Source organism: Exiguobacterium sp. SH0S2 (assembly GCF_004337185.1).
GTDB lineage: Bacteria > Bacillota > Bacilli > Exiguobacteriales > Exiguobacteriaceae > Exiguobacterium > Exiguobacterium aurantiacum_A.
Window position 1 is genome coordinate 748,089 of sequence record NZ_SJVB01000001.1, and the last position, 20,339, is coordinate 768,427.

A 20,339-nucleotide genomic window follows, 5' to 3' on the forward strand; every position below is an offset into this window, starting at 1 on the left:
TACATTTCCCCCTATTACAAGATGCCTGCGAACGTCAAGATTGAACGGATGCCGACAAAAGATAGTGCCAAGAACACGGCTCCAGAGACGTAGCTCATGAAGTGTTGTGAACGCGGCGACTGTGTGATTCCCCACGTGATAGCAAACGACCAGAGACCGTTCGCGAAGTGGAACGTAGCCGAGAGGATCCCGACTATGTAGAAGATGAGCATGAGCGGGTTGTCGACGATGTTTTGCATCATCTCCGCATTGACCTCGACGCCACGCAACTTCGCCAAGCGCGTTTCCCAAACGTGCCACGCGATGAAGATGACGAGGAATACGCCCGTGAAGCGTTGGATCATGTACATCCAGTTCCGCGCGTATGAGTATCGGTTCGTGTTGATCGAACCGAGGAAGGCGTAATACACGCCGTACACACCGTGGAAAATCATCGGCAAAGCGATGATTGTCACTTCAAGGAAGTACAAGTACGGTAAGCTCTCCATAAATTTTGCTGCCTTGTTGAACGATTCCACCCCATCGACGATATAGTAGTTGACCGACAAATGGACGATCAAAAACAGGCCGATAGGAATGACCCCAAGTAGCGAATGGACTTTACGACTGAAATAGTCACGACGCGCTGCCATTCTAGTTCCCCCTTTTCACGAGCCCTTGGCTCGTTTTGTAAATAAAAGCGTTTTCAAATGTAAATATAGCTTTCTGTCTCCTATTCTACTCTTGTGAAATTTGTATGACAAGATAACCTAGCCGATTTGTCCCACATTCTTTTAGAAAATACCCGGTGACCAAATCCAAATTTGTCGTTATAATAGTATAGAAAGATTGGAGTGATGGAATAAGATGGAAACGATGAGCCAACCCACTTTCGCGATCGAACTGCTTCGCGACTATGTGTTGACAGATTTGCTTGGGGACGATTACGCCCAAGTCATCTATTGGTCCGGAAAACGGGTCGCCCGCAAATTCCCGACGATGCCGAATGAAGAACTGACTGCGTTCTTTTCGGAAGCCGGTTGGGGAGAGTTGACGCTCGTGAAAGAAAAAGAGAGCAAGTTCGTGTTCGAACTCACTCCTCCGCCTGCGACCCAAGCGAAAGCGAACGGGTATTACCAGCTTGAGGCTGGATTTTTGGCCGAACAGATTGCCGGTCGTTTCCAATGCGTCGCCGAAGGCTATGCCGACCCGGGGCGTCAGGCCGTCCACATCACCGTCCAATTAGACCAAAAAGATACGTACGAATAAGAAGAGCCGATGCGGTCGCATCGGCTCTTTCTCATTCATCTGTCTCCTCATGGACGTATTGGATTACGGTCTCAGCCAACTTCTCCGGCAGGCCTGCTTCCTTCAACTGTTCGAGCGAGGCGAGACGGATCTGTTTCATCGACCCGAAATGACGGATCAGTTGCTGACGCCGCTTCGGTCCGACACCCGGGATATCGTCGAGCACCGACTGCGTCATCTTCTTCGTCCGCAAGCTGCGGTGGAACGTGATGGCGAAACGGTGAACCTCGTCTTGCATCCGTTGCAACAGATAGAACGCGCTTGACCGCGGGTTCAATTCGACGACACCGCCGCCTTCACCGAACAGAAGCTGGCTCGTCCGGTGGCGGTCATCCTTCTTCAGCGATCCGACTGGCAAATCGAGGCCGAACTCATTCTGCAACACGTCAAGGGCGGCGTTCAACTGGCCGAGTCCCCCATCGATCAATAGAAGATCCGGCAGACGTTTCTCCTCGGTCAACAATCGCCGGAAACGGCGACGGACGACTTCGCGCATCGTCTCGTAATCGTCTGGTCCTTGGACGGTCCGGATCTTGTACTTCCGATATTCTTTCTTGAGCGGCTTGCCGTCCTCGAAGACGACGAGCGCCGAGACGGCGTCAGCCCCTTGGATGTTGGCGTTATCGATGATGTCGACGCGCGACAAGTTCGGGATACCGATCGCCTCACCGAGCTCACGCATCGCGAGCAATGTCCGCTCTTCATCACGCGCGAGCAGTTCGAACTTCTCGTTCAAGGCGATGCCCGCGTTCTTCGTCGCGAGCTCGAGCAACTGTCGTTTCGCCCCGCGTTTCGGTTGCATCACTTTCGTCCCGAGCGCCTCGACTAACAAGTCGATCCGGACAATCTCTGGGACGAGCACTTCTTTCGGCAACACGTTCTGCTCATAGAACTGGACGATGAAGCTCTCGAGTTCTTCTGACGGTTCCCCGTGGAGCGGGAACAACGAGACGTCGCGTTCGATCATCTTGCCGCCGCGCATATAGAACACTTGGACGCACATCCAGCCCCGGTCGAGCGTATAGCCGAAGACGTCGCGCGCCGTCGGGTCGGCCGTGATCATGTTCTGTTTGTTCATGATCGATTCGACGGCCCGGATTTGATCGCGGAGCTCGGCCGCCCGCTCGAACTGCATATCCTCGGCCGCCTGGTGCATATCGACTTGAAGCTTGGCGAGCGTCTCGCTCGTCTCCCCGTTCAAGAAACGGCGGATCTCTTGGACGATCGACTTCTGCTCGTCGGTGTCGACAGCGAGTTCACAAGGACCGAGACATTGGCCGATGTGGTAGTACAGACAGAGCTTCCGTGGCATCGGCTGACATTTCCGGAGCGGATACAGCTTGTCGAGCAACCGTTTCGTCTCGTTGGCGGCGTAGGCGTTCGGGTATGGCCCGAAGTAATGGCCGCCGTCCCGTTTCAACTTACGTGTCGTGAGCAGCCGCGGGTACGGCTCGTTCGTGACTTTAATATACGGATACGATTTGTCGTCTTTCAACCGGATGTTGTATTTCGGGTCGTGTTTTTTAATGAGCGTCATCTCGAGCAAGAGTGCCTCGAGCTCGCTCGCCGTGACGATATATTCGAAGTCACGGATCTCGGCGACGAGACGCATCGTTTTAATATCGTGTGCCCCAGTAAAATAAGAGCGGACGCGATTCTTTAAGTTTTTCGCTTTCCCAACGTAGACGATCTCGCCATACTCGTTCTTATGCAAGTAACAGCCCGGTTCGTCCGGGAGCAGCGCCAATTTATGTTTAATGTGGTCAGTTTGACTCAAATTTTATCACCTCAGTTTAGCTTCCTCCAAGACGGGAAAAAATCGGTGTAGTCTCAGAGGGAGGGTTTTTGATGAAACGATATGACGTAATCATCATCGGCAGCGGTTCGGCAGCGAGTCAAGCCGCGAGCGTTTTACGCGACGCCGGTAAACGGATTGCCATCGTCGAGAATTGGACGTTCGGCGGGACGTGCCCACAACGCGGGTGCGATCCGAAAAAGATGCTCGCGGAAGGGGCGGAACTCATCGCCAAAGTCGAACGCATGAAACCGCTCGGCGTCAAAGGTGACATCACGCTCGACTGGCACGCCTTCAAGCGACGTGTCGATGAATACCGCTTCGCCATCCCGACGACGAAGATGCACAAGTGGAAAGAAGATGACATCGACTTATACGAGGGCGAGCCCCACTTTATCGATGAGGACTCGATCGTCATCGAAGGCCATGAGATCTCGGCGCATCAGTTTTTGATCGCGACCGGCCAACTCCCGCGCCCGCTCGACATCCCAGGCGGTGAAGACGCCATCACGAGCGACGACGTGTTCGACCTCGAGGACGTGCCCGAGCGGATCACCATCGTCGGTGCCGGATACATCGCGTTCGAGTTCGCGCACATTCTCCGCCGGTTCGGCAGCGCTGTCACACTCCTCATCCGGTCGCGGGCGCTTAAACAGTTCGACCGAAAAATTGTGAAACGGCTCATCGATGAGACGGTCCACATCGGCATCGACGTCCGGTTCGGGCTTGAGCCCGTCAAGCTCGACGGGAACATCTTGACATTATCAGATGACTCTACCCTAGAAGGGCTCGTCCTTAACGCCACGGGTCGTATCCCGAGCATCGAGCGGCTACGGTTGGATGCGGCCGGCATCGAGGCGGACAAGGACGGGATCACCGTCAACGACTATTTACAGACGACGAATGCGAACGTCTATGCGGCCGGCGACGTCGCCAAAAGTCCGAACCCGGCGCTCACTCCGTTTGCCGGGCAAGAAGGACGGATCGCCGCCCTTAACCTGTTGCGGAACAACACACGTCCATTGCCGGAGCGTCCGGCCCCGACGGTCGTGTTCACGACGCCGCCAATCGCCAAAGTCGGTCTGACGGTCGACGAGGCGAAATCGCTCGGGATCGACTATGAATGCAGGGACAATGACATGTCCCACTTTCTTACGTATGAACGGGTCAATGACGCGACCGCCTTCTCGCGCGTCTTACTCAGCAAAGACGGCCGCGTCATCGGCGCTCACTTGATCGGGCAACACGCGCCCGAGCTCATCAACTTGTTCTCGTTTATTATACAAAACAATATCAGCCATCAACACGTTAAGCACTTAGAGTTCGCCTATCCGACGTCCGCCTCTGATTTGACACACTTGATGTAAAAAAAGGCTCTTCCATGTCGTATGGAAGAGCCTTTCGTCATTCGATCCCTTTTTCCTTATCTTCTTTGAGCGCGTCCTGTAACGACTTCTCCCAGAGCGGGACGCCTTTAGCGTGAGCCGCCCGAGCGAGCAAGTGTCCGCCGACCGGTGCGGTCAACAAGACGAAGAACAAGCCGAGCAAGAGACGTGCGTCGAAGATACGTTGGTCGACCCAGACGTGGAGCACCGCCGCGAACAAGACGAACATGACGCCGAGCGTCGCCGACTTCGATGCCGCGTGCGTCCGTGAATAGACGTCTGGCAAACGGATGAGGCCGATCGCCGCAACGACCGTGAAGAACACCCCGATGATCGTGAAAACGCCGGTCAATATATCAAAGATCGTTGTCGCGGTCATGATGAATGATTTCCCCTCTCTCTAAGAATTTCGAGAACGCCACCGTACCGATGAAGGCGAGGATACTGAGCAAAAGAATGACCTCGAAGAACATCGTCGTGTCGAGCAAGATCGACAATAGCGCGACGACCGAGATCAACGCGATCCCGATCGAGTCGAGCGCGATGACACGGTCAGCGGTCGTCGGCCCTTTGATGACCCGATACAGCATGCCGAGCATGGCAAACAAGAGAATGGCGAGCGCAATGTAAATTAAAATATCTAATATGCTCATTCCGTCGCCTCCTTAATCGTTGATTCAAAGTTATTGTAGATGTCGCGTTTGAGCGCCTCTTTATCCGGCATGTTGAGTGCGTGGATATAAAGTATTTTATTATCTTTCGAGACTTGGACGACGAGCGTCCCTGGTGTGAGCGAGATCAGCATCGACAACAGGCTGATTTTCCAACCCGTGCGCAGTGACGTTTCATATCGGAAGATACCAGGTTGAATCTTCAATTTCGGGCTCAAGACGAGACGTAACACCTCGAAGTTCGCCATGACGAGCTCACGTGCAAAAATCAAGAACAGCTTGAACAGCTTGATCACACGTGTGAAGTAAAAGCCCGTACCTTCAGATTTGAAGAACCGCCGCATCATGAAGATGACGAGCAGTCCGAGCAAGTAACCGATGAGAAACCCGCTCGTCGTGAACGTACCGGAGAAGAACATCCAGATGAACGCCAAGAAAAAGTTGATGAGTAGTTGGTAAGCCATGTCTAAATCACTCCTTAATCACGGCATCGATGTAGATTTCCGGGTCGACGAGCGGTTCGATTGCCTGGGTAATGAACGGATGCATCGCCTCGGCCCCGAATCCGTACGCGACGGCCACTGCGACGAGTAACAACGTCGGCACGATGAGTCGGTTCATATACGGGACGAGCGGACCGTCATAGACGCGTCTCTCTTCTCCCCAGAACCCATAGAGGAAAATCTTAATGACCGAGAACAGAACGAACAAGCTCGACAGCAAGATGAGAAGCGGGCCGAACAAGTCGCCGTCGGCCACCCCGCCTTGAACGATCAACAATTTACCGAAGAAGCCACTGAGCGGCGGAATGCCGGCGAGTGACAACGCGGCGATGAAGAACGTCCATCCGAACAGCGGGAACCGGGTGATCAATCCACCCATGTCGCGAAGTTGACCGGAACCGGTGATCCCGATCATCATCCCGACGAGCATGAACAAGGCGGCCTTGATGAGCATGTCGTGCATCAAATAGTAGAGCGCCCCTTCGAGCGACGTCTGCGTATTGAGGGCGATCCCGTAAAGGATGACGCCGACCGCGATCATGATGTTGTAGATGATGATCAACTTCACATCGTTATATGCGATCGCCCCGGTCATCCCGATGACGATCGTCAGCACGGCGAGCACGATCAAGAACGTCTGCATGAACGACCCTGTGTCGAACAAGAGCGTGTACGTCCGTAAGATCGAATAGACGCCGACTTTTGTGAGCAAGGCACCGAACATAGCGAGAATCGGCGTCGGGGCAACGACGTACGATCCAGGCAGCCAGTAGTGCAACGGGACGAGCGCCCCTTTCATACCGAAGACGATGACGAACAAGACACCGATGACGGTGATGACGTTTTGATTTTCGACGAGCGGGATCTTCTGTGCCAAGTCAGCGAGACTGAGCGTCCCGACGACGCCGTAAAGAAGTGCGACGGCCATGACGAACAGCGCCGACGCGATGACGTTCACGAGCAAGTATTTGATCGACTCGCGCAACTGGACACCTTTCCCACCGAGTACGATCAAGACGTACGAAGAGATGAGGAAGACTTCAAAGAAGACGAACAAGTTGAAAATATCGCCCGTCGTGAAGGCGCCGTTGACACCGACGAGTAAAAATAACATCGCGACGTACACGTAGTTCGATTCATAAGCGTCCGAGAAGTAATGCGTCGCAAACCAGACGATGAAGAACACGATCAACGTCGATGTTGTGACGAGAAGCGCCGACAACATATCCGAGACGAGCGTGATTCCGAACGGTGCGGGCCAATTCCCGAGGTTGACGGTCAAGATACCGTCTTGCGATACGGTGAAGACGAGCAACACCGATACAGCGAACGTGACAAGTAAAGCCCCGAGTGCCATCACACGTTGTAGGCGTACCTGTTTTGGTGCGAACATCAGGATGACGGCCGCAAGTGCAGGGATGACAATCGGAAAGATCGGTAAGTTAATCATTCGATTCCGTTCCTTTCATTTCCTCAATATTATCCGTGGTCAACTCCTGGTACGTCCGATAAGCGAGTACCAAGAAGAACGCCGTCACACCGAAGCTGATGACGATCGCCGTCAAGACGAGCGCTTGCGGTAGCGGGTCAGTATATTCCGTGACCCCGTCGACGAGGACAGGTGCCGCTCCCGTCTTCAGTCCACCCATCGTCAAGACGAGCAAGTGGGCTGCGTGACTGAGCAGGCCGGTACCGATGATGATGCGCAACAAACTCTTTGAGAGAATCATGTAGACCGCGCTCATCGTCAGTACCCCGATGATGATGCTAACGAAGATTTCCATTATTCACTCTCTCCAATCGTTTGAATGATCGTCATCGTCACACCGATGACCACAAGGTAGACGCCTAAGTCAAAGGCGATGGCCGTGTGAAGTGTCTGCTCACCAAGGAGCGGCAAATCGAACTTGTCATAAGCGTGTGTCAGGAACGGACGATTCCAAAAGATGCTGTGGAGCGATGTTAGCATCGCAATGACAAGACCGAGTGCCGTCATGATTCGATAGTCGAACGGTAAGACTTTCGCAAGCGTCTTCGAGTCGAACGCGAGCAGTAACAACACGAGAGCAGCAGCCGTCATCAATCCACCGACAAACCCGCCGCCTGGCGAATAGTGCCCGGCGAAGAATAGGTTGATTGAAAACATGATGATGATGAAGAAGATGATCACCGCGGCCGTCTGTAAAATGACGTCATTCACTTGATCATTTTTCCGATTCATGTTCATCTGCTCCTTTCGTGCGTTCTGTCGTTCTAAATTTGATCATCGTATAGATCCCGATTGCCGCAACGGCGAGGACGACGATCTCGAACAGCGTATCAAAGCCCCGGAAGTCGACAAGGACGACGTTGACCATGTTCTTTCCGGCTGCTAAGTCGTAGACGTTCTCTTTATAATACTCAGAGATCGAAGACAACGATCGGTTCGACAGTGCCATGAAGCTGAGCAACATGACCGTCACCCCAACGATGACCGACACGATCGCGTTCTCCACTTTAAATTTGATACGAACTTCTTTGCGGCTGATCTCCGGCATGTGATAGAACACGAGCAAGAACAAGGCGACCGATACCGTCTCGATGACGAGCTGCGTCAAGGCGAGGTCCGGCGCACCGAAGAACACGAAGAACAAGGCGACCGAATAGCCGATGACCCCGAGCAAGATGATCGATGGCAGGCGTGAGCCCATGAACAGAATCGCGAGCGCCGCCAAAATGATGACCGCCCCGAGCACATATTCATACGGCGCGACAGCCTCCATCTCGCCGAACGAGAAGTTGAACAAGTCGAACCAGTACATCGAGAACAACAGCATCCCTGATAAGAACAGGAAGATGTAGATCAAGTAGGACCGGATGAAGCCGGTCATGTAATTGTCTTTAAAACGATAAGCCGCTTTGTTCGACCAGACGAGCGACCCGTCGTACATACCGTTCAGCGTCAACCGGTTCGGGATATGGTTGTAGATCCCCATCCACTTGTTGATCATGAAGAACATGAGCGTCCCGAGGGCGATAATCCCGAGCGTCATGAATAGCTCTGGAGTCGGTCCGTGCCAGAAGTAGATGTCGACTTTGACCTCTTGCCCGCTCGCGACGAGCGTCGGATAGATCGACTCGACGGCAGGCTTGATGAGCGAGTTCGACAATACGTTTGGAACGAAGCCGAGGACGACGACGAGGATAGCTAAAATTGCCGGCGGGATGAGCATCCCGATTGGTGCCTCGTGCGGCTGTTTCGGCAATTCGTCGAACTTGGCTTTCCCCATGAACGTCCGTGTAAAGATGATCAAGCTATAGATGAACGTGAACACGCTCGCAATGAACGCGACGACAGGGATCAAGATCCCGATCGTGTCGAGCGCGAAGAAGTCCATCGAGAACACTTTCGTCGTCGCCTTCAAGAACATCTCTTTACTAAGGAAGCCGTTGAATGGCGGTAACCCTGCCATCGACAACGAGCCAATGACAGCGATCGTGAACGTGATCGGCATGACGGTCATGAGACCGCCGAGCTTACGGATGTCACGTGTGCCCGTCTCGTGGTCGATGATCCCGACCATCATGAACAACGACCCTTTGAACGTGGCGTGGTTGATCAAGTGGAAGATGGCCGCGATCGTCGCGACCATGAAGATGTTGTCGTCGATCCCGTCGTAATGAAGCGCCGCGGCGCCAAGGCCGAGCAGCGACATGATGAGACCGAGCTGACTGACTGTCGAGAACGCGAGTATTCCTTTCAAATCCGTCTGTTTGACGGCGTTGAAGGCTCCCCAGAACAACGTGAACGTCCCGACCGAGGCGATGATCCATAGCCAGAGCGATGATTCTTGGAACACCGGACTCATCCGGGCGACCAAGTAGAGCCCGGCCTTGACCATCGTCGCCGAGTGCAAGTACGCACTGACCGGGGTCGGTGCTTCCATCGCGTCCGGCAACCAGATGTGGAACGGGAATTGCGCTGACTTCGTGAACGCCCCAAGCAAAATCAAAATCATGGCGGCGACGAAGAACGGACTTTCGGCGATAAGCGCTTGATTCGCGACCATGTCGCGGATGCTGAACGATCCGACGATCGACTCCAAGATGACGATCCCGCCGAGCATCGACAGACCACCGAACACGGTGATCAGCATCGACTTGCGTGCCCCGTAGCGAGAGCGTTCTTTCTCATACCAATACCCGATCAACAGGAACGACGAAATCGATGTGAGTTCCCAGAACATGTACATGACGACCATGTTATCCGAGAGGACGACACCGAGCATCGCACCCATGAAGAGAAGCAAGTACACATAAAAGTGACCGAGCGACTCTTTATCTTTGTTCAAGTAGTAAATCGAATACAGGACGACGAGCGCCCCAATCCCTGTAATGAGGAGGGCAAACAGTAGTCCAAGCCCGTCCACGTAAGCGGTAAAGTTGATCCCGAGCGACGGCATCCACTTGACCGTTTCGCTCACGACGTCTCCCGCACTCGTGATTCCGATGAAGCGGAAGAAGTAGACGAACAGGAGTACCGGGACGACCAGTACGAACCAGCCCGTATGGATCCGTTTCAACGCCCGAAACAAAAACGGGATGAACGGTGCCGCGAGGAGCGGCAATAAGATAGCGAAATGTAACACCGACAAGAAAATTCCTCCTTCGAACAGAGTCTTACAACAATGACATCAAATATTAAGTTCATTTGACGCCATCACGTCTTCCTCATGAGTATAGCGTAAATTTTCAGGCTGTTTCCATGATAAAAGCTTCTCACTTTTCTAGCCATGGTTAAAAAAACCTGAACTGTTAAATATGAAGGGAGTCGACAAAAAACGACTAAAAAAAATTGGATGCGGACAGCATATGTAAGCTCTCTCAAACGTGTTGCCGCTCCCGAATCGATGGTAAACCTTAACCTATCTTATTCTTTGCTCGCTCACTAAACTCCTTGTTCCCTAACGAAGCCAACAAAAAACAGCCGATCGGTCTCCCGATCGGCTGTACGTTTATTATTTTGCTGACGCGATAAACTCTTTAAGCGCTTCTTTTGGTTGGAAGCCCATTGTTTTCGAGACAGGTTGTCCGTCTTTGAACATCATGAGTGTCGGGATGCTTTGGATTTGGAAAGCGCCCGCTACTTCTGGGTTCTCGTCAACGTCGAGTTTAACGATTTGGACTTGGTCGCCCATCTCTTGATCGAGTTCTTCAAGAACCGGTGCGATCATGCGGCACGGTCCACACCATGCTGCCCAAAAATCGACGAGGACGACGCCCTCTTTCACTTCTTGTTCGAACGTTTGAGTCGTTGCGTGTTTAATAGCCATTTGGTAAATACCTCCCCAGTAAGATGAGACAGTTCAATTAAGAACTCTCTTGCATTTCATGTTCAGAGTATACCACGGAGGGTAACTTTCCCCAAACGTTATGCCCATCAGCTATTGACGAGGTGTTTTCGGAACTCTTCAGTCAAGAGCGGCACGACGTCGAACAAGTCGCCGACGATGCCGTAGTCGGCTACGCTGAAGATGCTCGCTTCCGGGTCTTTGTTGATGGCGACGATGACTTTGGCGTTGCTCATCCCGGCCAAGTGTTGGATTGCCCCGGAGATCCCGCAGGCGATATAAAGGTCCGGCGTGACGACTTTACCCGTCTGACCGATTTGGAGTGCGTAGTCGCAGTAGTCCGCGTCACACGCTCCACGTGAAGCACCGACCGCGCCGCCGAGCAGTTCAGCGAGCTCTTCGAGCGGTTTAAAACCGTCCTCGCTCTTGACGCCACGTCCTCCGGCGACGATGACTTTCGCTTCCGCGAGATCGACTTTACCGGTCGCTTTACGGACGACTTCTTTGACGATCATGGCGAGATCTTTCAATTCGACGGCCGGCGTCTCGACCGACACGCTCGCCCCCGCTTGACGCGGAAGTGCGTCGATGTTGTTCGGACGGATCGTGAAGAACATGACCGAATCTTTGAATTTCACTTTCTCGAACGCTTTACCCGAGTAGATCGGACGGACGAATTCGGCGTCTCGTCCCGAGCCTTCGATCGAGACGACGTCACTGATGAGGCCGGCGTCAAGACGGGCCGCGAGTTTCGGTGCGATGTCTTTTCCGAGTGCGGTGTGACCGAGGACGATCATATCCGGTCCTTCTTGGTCGATGATTTGGCGGAGTACTTGGCCGTAACCGTCCGGCGTGTAATGTTTGAGTCGCTCGTCTTCGATGACGAGGACGCGCGCTGCGCCGTGCTCCCCGAGTTCAGTCGCGAGTGCTTTGACGTTATCCCCAATGACGACCGCCGTCACGTCGTCCGTCAGTTGCTTCGCCGCGGCGATCGCTTCAAATGATACGTTCCGTAACGCGCCTTCGCGCGCTTCTGCGAGTACTAAAGCTTTCATATGTGATGTCCCCCTTAAATGACTTTGGCTTCCGTGCGAAGTAATTGAACGAGCTCGCTCACTTGTGTCGACGTGTCCCCTTCAAGAATACGTCCCGCTTTCTTCTCTTCCGGCAAGAACCGTTTGATCGTCTCGATCTTCGCTCCGATCTCGTCTTCGTCGAGGTCGATGTCTGAGAGATCGAGTTCTTCGAGCGGCTTCTTCTTCGCTTTCATGATACCTGGAAGGCTCGGATAGCGCGGTTCGTTCAAGCCTTGTTGCGCCGTCACGAGGAGCGGCAGGTTGACTTCGATCACTTCTGTGTCCCCCTCGACGTCACGCGTGACCGTCGCCGTCGTGCCGTTGATGTCGAGCTTCGTGATCGTCGTCACGTAGTTCATGTCGAGCAGCTCGGCGACGCGCGGCGCCACTTGTCCGCTACCGCCGTCGATGGCGACGTTACCAGCGAAGATGAGGTCTGGTGCTTGGTCTTTCAAATATGCGGCGAGCACTTTCGAAATCGTCACGTGATCCGCGTCCTCGACGTCATCCTCGATCGAGATGCGGACCGCTCTGTCCACACCCATCGCGAGCGCTGTCCGTAGTTCTTTGTCCGCGTCGTCCGGTCCGACCGTCACGACCGTGACTTCTCCCCCGAGATCGTCACGCTTGCGGATCGCTTCCTCGACCGCATACTCGTCATATGGGTTGATGATGAATTCGGCACCGTCTTCTTGAATCTCCCCGTTCTCAAGTTGGATCGCTTCTTCTGTATCGAACGTACGTTTTAGCAACACAAAAATATTCATCGTAGTTCCCCCTTTAAGTTGTTCGCACCATCATTCATGAATCTCCATTCATTTTTTGAGCTAGCGAGAGGGCTTACGGTTAAGCAAGCCCTTTTTTCAACATATGGTGTACTTTCGGTAACGTCGACATCAAGTCGTACTTGAAGCCGCTCGCCATCCAACTCGTGACCACTTCATCGATCGTGCCGAAAATCATTTGTCGCGCCAGCCGGTAGTCGAGGTCCTGGTCAAACTCCCCGGTCTCGATGCCGTGCTTGACGACCGCATCGATCAAGTTCAAATACGGCTTCAACACTTCACTGATCTTTTGGCGGAGCGCCAAGTTCGACTGTCTGAGCTCGATTTGCGTCACGACGGCGAGGTCGTAGTCGACCGACAGCTGCTTGAGATGCGACTCAATCAACTGGTACAGCTTGTCGCCTGCCGTCGTCTCCTGCTCGATCTGTTGCTTCGAGTAGTCGATGAACAGGCCCATCTTCGTCTGGAACAGTTCGATCAACAGATGCTCCTTATTTTTGAAGTACAAATAAATCGTTCCGTCCGCGACACCAGCTTCTTTGGCGATGGCTGTCACCTTTGCACCGTGATAACCATGGTCCGCGATCACTTTCACTGCCGCATCGATAATGCGGTCACTTTTTGATACATTCTTTTTCATAGACACCCATGCTCCTTATTGCTGCAGAAAAATGAATGATGGTTCATTCATTTATTATTCTATCATGTCAAAGAGAGGTGTCAACTGCTTTGTTTCACTTGTTTCGCCTTCTCTTCGTCGACGAGGACGCGGCGCAGGATCTTACCAACGAACGTCTTCGGCAACTCGTCACGGAATTCATACAGCTTTGGTACTTTATACGCCGCGAGCTTCTCACGGCAATGCTTGTCGAGCTCGTCTTCGGTCACATTCACCCCGTCCCGCGTGACGATGAACGCTTTGACCGTCTCACCGCGGTAAGGGTCCGGGACACCGATACAGACCGCTTCCTTGACGGCCGGATGTTCGTACAGCACTTCTTCGATCTCGCGCGGGTAGACGTTGAAGCCGCCGGCGATGATCATGTCTTTCTTCCGGTCGACGATATAGAAGAACCCGTCCTCGCCCATATAGCCGAGGTCACCGGTCGCGAGCCATCCATCTTTCAAGACGGCCGCCGTCTCTTCTGGTTTTTGCCAGTAGCCTTTCATGACTTGCGGTCCATTCAGGAACACTTCGCCGATTTCACCAACTTCAGCCGGTGTCTCGCCGTCTGCCTTTACAATTTTAGCAGAAGTATCGGATAACGGCACCCCAATCGAGCCGACGATGCGTTTGTCCCACAAGAAGTTGGCATGCGTCACCGGTGACGTCTCGGACAACCCGTATCCTTCGACGATGCGCCCGCCCGTCACATCTTCGAACTGTTCTTGCACTTCGACCGGGAGTGGTGCCGATCCTGAGATACATGCCTCGATCGACGACAAGTCATACTTTTTCAGTTTCGGGTCGTTCAAGATGCCGACATACATCGTCGGGGCTCCTGGGAAGAAGTGTGGTTTCTTCTTGTTGATCGTCTTCAAGACGTCAGTGACGTCAAAGCGTGGCACGAGAATGAGTTCATACCCGTTCGCCACCCCGAAGTTGAGGCAGCATGTCATGCCGTAGACGTGGAAGAACGGGACGACGCTCAAGACGCGCTTCTCATCACCGCGGTTATATTTATAGAAAAAGTTCGAAATTTGGTCGACGTTCGCCGTCAAGTTGAAATGTGTCAGCATGACCCCTTTCGGCAGCCCGGTCGTCCCGCCCGTGTATTGGAGCACGGCGACGTCTTGTTTCGGGTCGATCTCGATCGGCTTGACCGGTCCAAAGTTTTTGAAGTCCTTGAACGCGACCGAACCCGTCGTATCGATGACGATATTGTTCTCGCGTTTCACTTTGATCGGGTACAGCTTGTTTTTCGGGAATGGCAGGTAGTCGGCGATACTCGTCGTGATGATCGTTTGAATGTCCGTCTTTTCTTTCACCCGGAGCGACTTCGGATAGAGGAGATCGAGCGTGATGACGATCTTCGCGCCGGAATCGGTGATCAAGTTTTCAAGCTCGTGCTCGGTGTAGAGCGGGTTCGTCTGGACGACGGTCCCACCGGCATACAGGACGGCGTAGAACGAGATGACGTACTGTGGGCAGTTCGGGAGCATCAGGCTGACCCGGTCCCCTTTTTGCAACCCTCTCGACTGCAACATCGTCGCCAAACGGTGGGCCGCATCATCGATTTGGGCAAACGTCAAATCCTTGCCGATGAACGAGACGGCGGTCCGGTCCGGGAAATCTTTAGCGGCGCGGCTGAGTGCCTCATAGAGTGGTTTCACCTCGTAGTCGATCGTTTCAGGCATGTCAGCTGGATAATCTTGTAACCACGGTTTTTCCATTGATTCTCCTCCTTAGAATGAATAGTCATTCAGTTAATTCCATTATAATGCTAAGAAAACGCTTTCATCTACCCTTTACCCGATAATTTTCAGAAAATATCGAAAAAAAGTGCATGGATTCAAAAATCCATACACTTTAGACGCGTCTGAAGTACGCTTCAGTTTGCTCTTCATTCCCAATTTTTTCATCCAAGCGGGCAATCAACTCTTCTTCTTTCTCGATCGTCGAGAAGTCGATCCCGAGCCACGCCTCCATCTCGGGGCGAGAGAACGCGTACGTCCGGTTCGGGAACGCGAAACGGACGATCTCCGTATTTTGTACGAGCGTGAAATACGTCGCCGCGTTACGGATGGCAAGCCGCTCCTGCTCGATGCGCTCAATCTCCGGATCATGATAACGGACGGTCAAGCCATAGGGACGTTTTTTCGTCTGCAGCTCGATCGACTTATAACAGTCGTGCATCGGCAACGTCTTGGCGATCCCGACGACGGCGTTGATATCGCCGACGTATGTGCCCTCGTATTGAAAGGCACTCGGGTGCCGCTTCGAGGGATCACTACACCCAGAAAGTACAAACAGTAATACGACGAGCACCAGACCGAACCGTTTCATGATACGTCCTCCTTAAGATTTGAGTTGCAGGTTGAAGCGGTAGAGCAGGCGTTTGGCGAGCAAGTGGGCGAGGAAGCCGCCGATCAAGAAGCCGATGACGTAAAGAATACTGTTCGTCGAATACGCGATATTCGCTAAGATAATCCCACCAAGCATGGCGAAACAAAGCACCATCATCAGGTGAACGAACCAGAGCCAGTTCGAGAACATGAAGAAGCGGCCGTTGTTCTCTTGCGGGGCCCGGTTGAATGTAAGGAGTCCGAGTCCAAACGATAGGACAATAAAAGCAAGTACGCTTAATGGAGCAACGGCTAGGAACTCTTGCCACACGCTGTTGTCTGTATATAAGTTATACGTGTCGACGTTAATTACATTCGCAAGCGGTGAAATCACGCGCAAGAACACACTTTCAATCGCACGTTCGAATACACTATATACGCGCTCTGTATTTTGAGTGAACGATATGACCGATCCTTGAATCAGCAATAAGATGCCGACAGGGAACAATAGTGCGACGACCGACCAGAGCACTTGCGAGATTGCCTCCCCGCCAAACGAACCCATCCATAACGCCAACGAGAAAACAGCAATTCCGGTCAATAGCATAAAACCAACGAGCGCTGCGACTTTCAACGTATGTCCTTCAATTAAGAACGAATAGCGTGACGCATGGATCATCCAAAGCATGAGCGGTCCACCAAGGAGTGTCGAGACGACGATGCCGCTCGTCCCAATCAACCATTTCGATATGTACAACTGGTTCCGGTTGAACGGGAGGGACATCGCAAAGTCAGACATTTGGCTGTTGCGTTCACTGCCAATCAAGACAGACGCCATCAAGAAGCCGAAGATGATATAGAGAAAGATGACTCCAACATACGGGATGAGTGTCTGTAAATCGCCAATCCAGTAACTATATTGCGGGTTGAACAACTCTTCAACTGATGCGTTCGACGCATCACCATTAAACCACTCGGCATACTTGTCCGGATTCATTTGAATGTCCTGAACTTGTTCATCGAACGACTGCATTTGTGTCCACACCGGGAGCGTGTACGCGACAATCCCAAGGAAGACGAGCAAAATCCATAACAACGACACTTGTTTCCAATCTTTTTTCAACAACACGTTAAATGACACTTGCCTCACCTCCTAATTGGACCCGGAAAATGTCTTCGAGCGACATCGGGATCTCTTCGACGAGCATCGGGTCGTGGGCGTCGACGAACGCGTCGAGCTCTTGTGTCCGTTCTTTCGCCATGAACAAGACGACGCGTCCCGTCACGTTGATGATTTCGATATCTTTTCGTTCGAGCAGTTCGACCGGTACTTGGTCGTTGAAGACGACTTGCAGCTTGACGCTCGACTCACGAGCCTCTTCAAGCGACATGATCGCTTTGACCCGTCCCTTCTCGATCATGATGATGCGGTCGGCGATCCGCTCGAGCTCGTGCAGCTGGTGGCTCGAGACGATGATTGAGCAGTTGCGTGCCTCGACTTGGGCGATCATCAGTTTCAAGACGTCGGCCTTGGCGACGACATCGAGTCCATCGGTCGGTTCATCAAGCAGGTAATAGCTCGCTTTGACGGCGAAGGCGAGCGACAGCGTCACCATCGCTTTCTGCCCTTTAGACAACTGACGGATCTTTTTATTACCGATGTTGTAGCGCGTGAGCGTCTCGGTGAACGCCGCCCGGTCGAACGACGGATAGATCGAGGCGTATAAATCCATCGCCTCGTTGACGGTGTAATGTTTGAGCGCGTCGGCTGAATCCGGAACGAAGATGACGTCCCGCTTCAATTCAGCTTTCTCAAAAATGCTCGATGGCCCGTAGCGGACGTCCCCGGTGTCCGGTCGGATGATGCCGACCATCGTCCGGAGGAGTGTCGTCTTGCCGGCCCCGTTACGACCGACGAGGGCGATGATCTCTCCTGGTCTGACCGAGAAGTCGATCGCATCGAGCACGGTTTGGCGGTCGATTCTCTTACTCAGTTGCTGTACTGTCAGCATGGTTCTCCCCTACTTTCTTATACTCTGTCTCAAATAGCGTCATCGCTTCTTTAAGCGACACGTTTGCGTAATGGCAATCGATGGCGAGCTTTTGGATGGCTGCGACGACCGGCGCGCGTGACGCGTCTTGGTCAACCCAGTCCATCGAGACGAACGTCCCACGCCCGCGATGCATCTCGAGCAAACCGAGCCGCTCGAGCTCTTGATACGCCTTGCTGACGGTGTTCGGATTGATGACGAGGTCCGTCGCGAGCTCACGGACCGACATGACTTTGTCGCCCGGTCGTAAGATGCCGCGGATGACGAGCGCTTTCGTCTGATTGACGATTTGTTCATATAAAGGTTCCGCACTTTTCATATCGATCTTATATAACATGGGTCACACCCTCTCTTGTAAACGTGGTATAAGTGTATTATATGTATTAGTACACGTAATAGCAATAGTTCTTAGAGGGCATTTTCAGTTTACAGGGAATTGGGAATAAATAGAATACGACTTTGGACCGAGACGGGATTCGGTCTTTTCGGGTACATTGTAGTAGAGGTGAACAGAAAATGAAGAAAAGGTTGTTAATTGGCGCAGTCGGCTTGCTCGTCGCCGGATCGATGTACGGGAGAAGCGAAGCGACGGAGCGCTATACAGACTACATCTATGACACGTACGGGGAGCGTGTCGATGTCGACGTATCACAGGACTGGAAACTGACTGGATACAAGGCGACGTTCAAACTGGAGACGACACCGCTTCGCGGGACGTATTCCGCGCGGACGTATGGGGACGGCTCGATCCATGACGATGTGATGCCCGCCTACTGGGTAAAAGAAGCCGAGACGACGCTACACGACCGACTCGTCACCGCGAACGTCTTGTCACGTGAAGAGACGGTCCGGGCGAACGTACCGGAAGACGCGGTGCGAATGCGCGACGTGACGACAAAGCCTGAACCGACGTCCATCTTCGAACTGAATCCAGAGACGTTTTTAGGCGCCTCCGTCATGCTGCACGAAGCATGGAACGACACCGCTGAACAGAAACAGCGCGTGCTCGACGTCATCCGTCTGCTCGAGGACGATGTGAAGTCGATCCATTTCTCGTTCGACGGGACACCGAACGAGGATGACGACTTCACCGAGCGTTATTTGAACGTGTCACGCACACCCCAATCTGGCGACCCGTCGTTCAATTCACTCCAAACAATTGACGACTTGAACCGCCACGACCGCCTGTATGGGTTTGACAAGACGACGTTCATCAGCGAATACCGATTTGATGGGACGAAAATCGAGCGAGACACTGCTGACTAATCCGGTAGTGTCTTTTCTCGAGTCGTCTTGCTTTACAGACAGCGGTCGACTTGCTAACATTTGACTTGTCAATGATTGATGAGTCAAATATGAAAGGTGGGACGCAATGGAGCTACGAGAGATGAGCCGGTTGCTATACCAAATCAAACTCGCCGACCAGCGCGTCGCGACATCGTTCGAGCGTGAGACAGGTTTCAGCCTGACCCGCTACGAGATGCTCATGATCGTCAACGACAAAGGCGTCTGCTCGCAAAGCGAGATCCAACAAGAGATGAAGATCGACAATGCGGCGATCACCCGTCACTTGAAGATCCTCGAGGAGAAAGGCCACGTCAGGCGGGAGCGGAACGTCGCAAACAACCGCGAAGTGTTCGTCCGCTTGACGGAGACGGCGGCACGCGAGTTGCAGCACTGTGAACAAAACCATGATCAGACGAACCATTTGATCGCCAAAGTATTGTCGGAGTCGGAGATGCAACAGCTATCCACCCTGCTACAAAAGCTAAATACTATTTGAACAGAGAAAGAGGAGATTAACTATGACAACTACATTTGAAAACAATACATTAACGGACGTAATGCTCGACAGAAAGTCGATCCGCGTCTATGACGAAACGGTCAAAATTCCACAACTCGAAATGCTCGAGATGATCCAAGAAGCGACGACGGCTCCGTCGTCAGTCAACATGCAACCGTGGCGCTTCGTCGTCGTCGAGAGTCCGGAAGCGAAAGAGACGCTCAAGCCACTCATCCGCTTCAACGTTCGTCAAAACGATACGTCGGCCGCGATGGTGCTCATCTTCGGTGACATGGAATGCTACGAGCTCGGCGAAACAATCTACGATCAAGCCGTCGCTGAAGGCAAGATGCCGCAAGAAGTACGCGACCAACAACTCGACGCCATTATCCCTTACTACAAAAACTTGTCGAAACAAGAGATGAACGATATCGTCAAAATCGACTCAAGTTTGGCTGCGATGCAGTTCATGCTCGTCGCCCGTGCCCACGGTTACGACACGAACCCGATCGGTGGGTTTGAGAAAGACCAGCTCGCAGAAGCATTCGGAATGGACAAAGACCGCTACGTACCGGTCATGATCCTCTCAGTCGGTAAAGCGGCAGAAGCAGGTTACCAATCGGTCCGTCTCGACGCTGAAACAATCACAAACTTCAAGTAATCGGAG

Annotated in this window: 23 protein-coding genes; 5 read left to right on the forward strand and 18 right to left on the reverse strand. The window is 52.9% G+C overall.

What is annotated here, in order from left to right; all coding sequences use genetic code 11:
- Positions 1–14: 14 nt before the first annotated feature.
- Positions 15–632, reverse strand: a complete 618-nt coding sequence (locus EVJ21_RS03825) for a succinate dehydrogenase cytochrome b558 subunit (RefSeq protein ID WP_071399350.1) — start codon at positions 630–632, stop codon at positions 15–17.
- A gap of 223 nt (positions 633–855) precedes the next feature.
- Between EVJ21_RS03825 and EVJ21_RS03830 the strand changes: the two genes are divergently transcribed.
- Positions 856–1,248 carry a YslB family protein gene (locus EVJ21_RS03830; protein ID WP_236633419.1) on the forward strand — a complete coding sequence of 131 codons (393 nt, stop codon included), beginning with the start codon at positions 856–858 and terminating at the stop codon, positions 1,246–1,248.
- Between the two features lie 31 nt (positions 1,249–1,279).
- On the opposite strand, the gene uvrC is transcribed toward EVJ21_RS03830, so the two are convergent.
- Complete coding sequence (uvrC, locus tag EVJ21_RS03835; protein ID WP_131489908.1) at positions 1,280–3,064, reverse strand: excinuclease ABC subunit UvrC; 1,785 nt, start codon at positions 3,062–3,064, stop codon at positions 1,280–1,282.
- Between the two features lie 71 nt (positions 3,065–3,135).
- On the opposite strand from uvrC, the gene EVJ21_RS03840 reads away from it, so the two are divergent.
- Positions 3,136–4,449 (forward strand): dihydrolipoyl dehydrogenase family protein, encoded by a 1,314-nt coding sequence (locus EVJ21_RS03840; RefSeq protein WP_131489909.1) that lies wholly within the window; start codon positions 3,136–3,138, stop codon positions 4,447–4,449.
- A gap of 37 nt (positions 4,450–4,486) precedes the next feature.
- Here EVJ21_RS03840 and mnhG read toward each other — a convergent pair whose 3' ends face one another.
- The 16 genes from mnhG to EVJ21_RS03920 form a co-directional block, all read right to left on the reverse strand.
- Positions 4,487–4,846 (reverse strand): monovalent cation/H(+) antiporter subunit G, encoded by a 360-nt coding sequence (gene mnhG / locus EVJ21_RS03845; RefSeq protein ID WP_016510023.1) that lies wholly within the window; start codon positions 4,844–4,846, stop codon positions 4,487–4,489.
- Complete coding sequence (locus tag EVJ21_RS03850; RefSeq protein WP_201738989.1) at positions 4,824–5,120, reverse strand: Na(+)/H(+) antiporter subunit F1; 297 nt, start codon at positions 5,118–5,120, stop codon at positions 4,824–4,826. Before EVJ21_RS03850 ends, mnhG begins: the two co-directional genes overlap by 23 nt.
- On the reverse strand, positions 5,117–5,602 hold the full coding sequence (locus EVJ21_RS03855; RefSeq protein WP_131465514.1) for a Na+/H+ antiporter subunit E: 486 nt from the start codon (positions 5,600–5,602) through the stop codon (positions 5,117–5,119). Before EVJ21_RS03855 ends, EVJ21_RS03850 begins: the two co-directional genes overlap by 4 nt.
- Positions 5,603–5,609: 7 nt before the next feature.
- On the reverse strand, positions 5,610–7,091 hold the full coding sequence (locus EVJ21_RS03860) for a Na+/H+ antiporter subunit D (protein WP_131465515.1): 1,482 nt from the start codon (positions 7,089–7,091) through the stop codon (positions 5,610–5,612).
- Entirely contained in the window at positions 7,084–7,425 is a 342-nt protein-coding gene (locus tag EVJ21_RS03865; protein WP_071399343.1) for a Na(+)/H(+) antiporter subunit C, read from the reverse strand. The genes EVJ21_RS03860 and EVJ21_RS03865 overlap by 8 nt, the downstream gene beginning before the upstream one ends.
- On the reverse strand, positions 7,425–7,862 hold the full coding sequence (locus tag EVJ21_RS03870) for a Na(+)/H(+) antiporter subunit B (RefSeq protein ID WP_131489910.1): 438 nt from the start codon (positions 7,860–7,862) through the stop codon (positions 7,425–7,427). The genes EVJ21_RS03865 and EVJ21_RS03870 overlap by 1 nt, the downstream gene beginning before the upstream one ends.
- Entirely contained in the window at positions 7,846–10,275 is a 2,430-nt protein-coding gene (locus EVJ21_RS03875) for a Na+/H+ antiporter subunit A (protein WP_131489911.1), read from the reverse strand. The genes EVJ21_RS03870 and EVJ21_RS03875 overlap by 17 nt, the downstream gene beginning before the upstream one ends.
- 363 nt (positions 10,276–10,638) lie before the next feature.
- On the reverse strand, positions 10,639–10,953 hold the full coding sequence (gene trxA / locus EVJ21_RS03880; RefSeq protein ID WP_070327741.1) for a thioredoxin: 315 nt from the start codon (positions 10,951–10,953) through the stop codon (positions 10,639–10,641).
- A gap of 107 nt (positions 10,954–11,060) precedes the next feature.
- A complete protein-coding gene (locus EVJ21_RS03885; RefSeq protein ID WP_131457438.1) occupies positions 11,061–12,026 on the reverse strand; it encodes an electron transfer flavoprotein subunit alpha/FixB family protein in 966 nt (321 codons plus the stop codon).
- 14 nt (positions 12,027–12,040) lie between these two features.
- Positions 12,041–12,814, reverse strand: a complete 774-nt coding sequence (locus EVJ21_RS03890) for an electron transfer flavoprotein subunit beta/FixA family protein (protein ID WP_070327743.1) — start codon at positions 12,812–12,814, stop codon at positions 12,041–12,043.
- 79 nt (positions 12,815–12,893) lie between these two features.
- Positions 12,894–13,472: a fatty acid metabolism transcriptional regulator FadR gene (locus tag EVJ21_RS03895; protein ID WP_070327744.1), complete on the reverse strand. Its 579-nt coding sequence runs from the start codon at positions 13,470–13,472 to the stop codon at positions 12,894–12,896.
- A gap of 80 nt (positions 13,473–13,552) precedes the next feature.
- A complete protein-coding gene (locus tag EVJ21_RS03900) occupies positions 13,553–15,226 on the reverse strand; it encodes an AMP-binding protein (RefSeq protein ID WP_131489912.1) in 1,674 nt (557 codons plus the stop codon).
- A 136-nt stretch (positions 15,227–15,362) separates the two neighbouring features.
- Complete coding sequence (locus EVJ21_RS03905) at positions 15,363–15,839, reverse strand: DUF4825 domain-containing protein (RefSeq protein ID WP_131465517.1); 477 nt, start codon at positions 15,837–15,839, stop codon at positions 15,363–15,365.
- 12 nt (positions 15,840–15,851) lie between these two features.
- A complete protein-coding gene (locus EVJ21_RS03910; protein WP_131489913.1) occupies positions 15,852–16,979 on the reverse strand; it encodes an ABC transporter permease subunit in 1,128 nt (375 codons plus the stop codon).
- Positions 16,969–17,850 (reverse strand): ABC transporter ATP-binding protein, encoded by an 882-nt coding sequence (locus EVJ21_RS03915; RefSeq protein ID WP_131465519.1) that lies wholly within the window; start codon positions 17,848–17,850, stop codon positions 16,969–16,971. Before EVJ21_RS03915 ends, EVJ21_RS03910 begins: the two co-directional genes overlap by 11 nt.
- The gene (locus tag EVJ21_RS03920; RefSeq protein WP_016510027.1) at positions 17,825–18,226 is read right to left on the reverse strand and encodes a GntR family transcriptional regulator; all 402 of its coding nucleotides are present in this window, start codon (positions 18,224–18,226) and stop codon (positions 17,825–17,827) included. Before EVJ21_RS03920 ends, EVJ21_RS03915 begins: the two co-directional genes overlap by 26 nt.
- Before the next feature lie 179 nt (positions 18,227–18,405).
- Here EVJ21_RS03920 and EVJ21_RS03925 point away from each other — a divergent pair, with 179 nt between their 5' ends.
- From EVJ21_RS03925 to EVJ21_RS03935, 3 genes are all read left to right on the forward strand, one after another.
- Complete coding sequence (locus EVJ21_RS03925; RefSeq protein WP_131457448.1) at positions 18,406–19,155, forward strand: hypothetical protein; 750 nt, start codon at positions 18,406–18,408, stop codon at positions 19,153–19,155.
- 106 nt (positions 19,156–19,261) lie between these two features.
- Positions 19,262–19,672 (forward strand): MarR family winged helix-turn-helix transcriptional regulator, encoded by a 411-nt coding sequence (locus tag EVJ21_RS03930; protein ID WP_131489914.1) that lies wholly within the window; start codon positions 19,262–19,264, stop codon positions 19,670–19,672.
- 22 nt (positions 19,673–19,694) lie between these two features.
- Positions 19,695–20,333 (forward strand): nitroreductase family protein, encoded by a 639-nt coding sequence (locus EVJ21_RS03935; RefSeq protein ID WP_131489915.1) that lies wholly within the window; start codon positions 19,695–19,697, stop codon positions 20,331–20,333.
- The last annotated feature ends 6 nt before the right edge of the window (positions 20,334–20,339 follow it).